At 61.9% G+C, this 2734-nt stretch carries 1 protein-coding gene; it reads right to left on the reverse strand.

Features of this window, described 5'->3' with window-relative positions:
• Positions 1–13: 13 nt before the first annotated feature.
• The gene (locus B0G75_RS39915; RefSeq protein WP_106314950.1) at positions 14–2404 is read right to left on the reverse strand and encodes a PIG-L family deacetylase; all 2391 of its coding nucleotides are present in this window, start codon (positions 2402–2404) and stop codon (positions 14–16) included.
• Positions 2405–2734: the final 330 nt, after the last annotated feature.

The raw sequence follows: 2734 nt of genomic DNA on the forward strand, positions 1-2734 counted from the left end.
TGTCTGTGACGCGTCATTGACTGAGCCGCTCGAGCCACAGCGTTTCCGAGTAGATGGCGGGTAGCTGCAACTGTGCTTCCGGACGGTCATTGCCCTCACGTCGATCGATGTCGTATTGCAAAAGCGTCGCCTGGCCACCGGAAAAATGCGTATTGTCGAGTATCGCGTCTGTGCGCCGGTAGAAGGCCAGCGTCGTATGACTGCCGCTGTGAAGCAGGGCGGGACTCGAGTCCTGCCACGGCTCGTCGGGCAGGGAAACAAGCAGAACTGGCGCTGCTTCGATGTCGGACGATTCCCATACGTCGACACCGCCCGGTTCAGAAAAGCGGGGCACCGTCATGACAATTGCGTTGTTCGCGTCCCCCGGATGGTGGTCAGTAGAGAACTTCGTTGTGGCAGGCTGGAATACCGGCGGCAAAAGCGACGTGTTGCCGGCATGCCAGTGTCCATTGGAAAGGCCGAACGGGATGACGGCGATGCGCGCCCCCTCGCTGGCGGGCTGGACGGCGAGAAAGGATGCCGAATCCGTCCCTTGGGCGCGCACCGCGAGCAGACGCAGATCGAACCGGAACCGATCATCTTCCAGCACCCTTGCCTGTTGAATGTGGCCGGTCCCGTCGTCGCCTACCGCCCACAATTCGGCGCCTTTGTCGGACTTTTGCATCGCGAGCAGTATCCTCCGCCGCATTTGCGCATTGTTCGAGAGCGCGATGTACTGCTGCGTGCGTCCAGTGGGTATCCGCTGGTCGCTCTGAAACCACAGTGCCGGCGCTTCGAAATCGCGGCCCGTGCTTCGCAGCAACCAGAACGCAGTGCCGCCCAGTCGCGGCGTGATAACCATCAGGTCCGCGCGGCCGTCGCCGTCGAAATCTCCGAGCACGAACCGGGCGCTATCGAAGCAAAGGGTGTCTTCGCCACACGTTGCAGTGATCGCCCGGCTGTCGAACGGGACAGCATTGGCATACCAGCGTACAGGCCGCTCTCCGGCCTGCAATTTCTGCACGTAGACGTCGAAGCCCGGACCGTCGGCTCGCCGCTGTACATACACGGCGGAGGGTGTGCCCTGCCCGGTCACGTCCTCATACATTGCGCCCGCGAGTCGCAGATCAGTGGGCCACGCTGGTCGCAACGCCGACCACCGGTATCGCGTCGTCAGCGACGCGCAGCCACGAAGGTTCAGCCGCCCGTCTTCTTCTCCGAGGCAGCGCCGCGAAGGCGTGAAGATCAGACCGAAGTCCCATGGCGTCCACCGTTGTGACGGTTCCCATTGCTCGCACCTCGCTTCGGCGAGCGTGCCGTCGTGCTCGGCAACACATTGTCCTGTCGCCGCCGAAACAAGGGCGGCGTCGTGCTCGTTGCCCGGATAGGTCGTTCTGGGTTCCCATGTCCATTGCTGCTGCATCGAACCATTACATGGCGCGAGAACCGGCTCGCGCCCGTTGCCTGCTGAGGCCAGACACCGGCTCGATGCGGCGTTGAAGAGTACTGACGGCGTGCCGACGAAATCCGGCCTGACATGCGCCGTCGAGTCGTCGTGCGCGTACTGGCGCTGCACCCAATCGCCATTCCACTCGTATTCGCCGAACACCTGCGCCACATCCCCACCGTCGACGGAGAAATAGGTCGCGGCCACATCACGTTTGCGTTGCGCATCTTCTCCCGACAGGTTGACCGGCCAGTTTCCCGTCGGATAGGTGACGAAATACGAGATAGGGATGGCGCGAACAAGGGATTGCGCGACGTGCCGGGTAATGCGCGCGGCGTATATGTGATCCGGGTGTTCGATGAAGGGGACCGTATCAGGATTAAGCGTGTAGATGCGCGTGGCACCTTCGAGGATCGATCTAAGCGTCGCGGAAAGCGAGTCGCGCGTGTAGCGACCAGGCGCAATCTCGCCGTGTCCCATCGGATAGGTGGTAAGCGTTGCGCCCTGGTCCCACAGCAGCCCGAGCGGGACGCGGCCGCCCCGGACAGCACCGCCTGGCAGGCGTAGTTCAAGCAGCCGCACGCGCGGCTGCTGTTTCAGCCGGAGCTCGAATACCGGCTCGCCGGCAATCCGGATAGTCGACTCGTCCCAGTCGTTGACGACGCCCGCCAAACGGGCATAGGCAAGCCGCGTTCCCTCCTCGCGTTTCTGCACGTAGTCAAATCTTGCGCCGTTCGCCCCACCGATCAGATGGACGACCGTAACGCACCATCCCGCGTGCAACCGCTCACTGATTGCTGGTTCGACAAAGAGCAGGTCGTCGTCGAGGTGTGCGACGACAGTAACGGCGGTTCCAGCGCTGCAATCGGGGGCTGCAGCCTGAGCGTTCGCCGGGAAGATGAAGAACGCAACGATGGAAAGAAGGAGAAAGCCAAGCTGGAGCAATCGCCGATGGTCAAAACGGTCATTGGAGCGCATGCATTGGTTCCCGCTGTCCTGATCCGGTGATGGATCCGATTGAGTGGCCACCCGGCCGCCGTGCCACGATACCCGTCGTATTCGCATCGTACCCGGTAAGCCGTAACAGGACGACCTTACGGTCGCGCCGTGTGATCTCGCTGCGTATGCCATCTGACTGTGGGTCGTGTCATCGCGCGGGAATCTGTCACGAGCGGTCGGCCAAGACGGACTTCCACATCGTTGAAGATCTTCATCAGCCGTCGGATTTTCATGTTTGTCCTGTAGTGCTCATGCCATACGCGAGCAATCCAATGGTCATCCGCCGTAGAACACATCTGGCATGTCAAC

The organism is Paraburkholderia sp. BL18I3N2 (assembly GCF_003001875.1).
GTDB classification, from domain to species: Bacteria; Pseudomonadota; Gammaproteobacteria; order Burkholderiales; family Burkholderiaceae; genus Paraburkholderia; species Paraburkholderia phytofirmans.

Bases quoted from the DNA above. Each gene is read 5' to 3' on its own strand.
- B0G75_RS39915 (WP_106314950.1), bottom strand. From the start codon at position 2,404: ATGCGCTCCAATGACCGTTTTGACCATCGGCGATTGCTCCAGCTTGGC.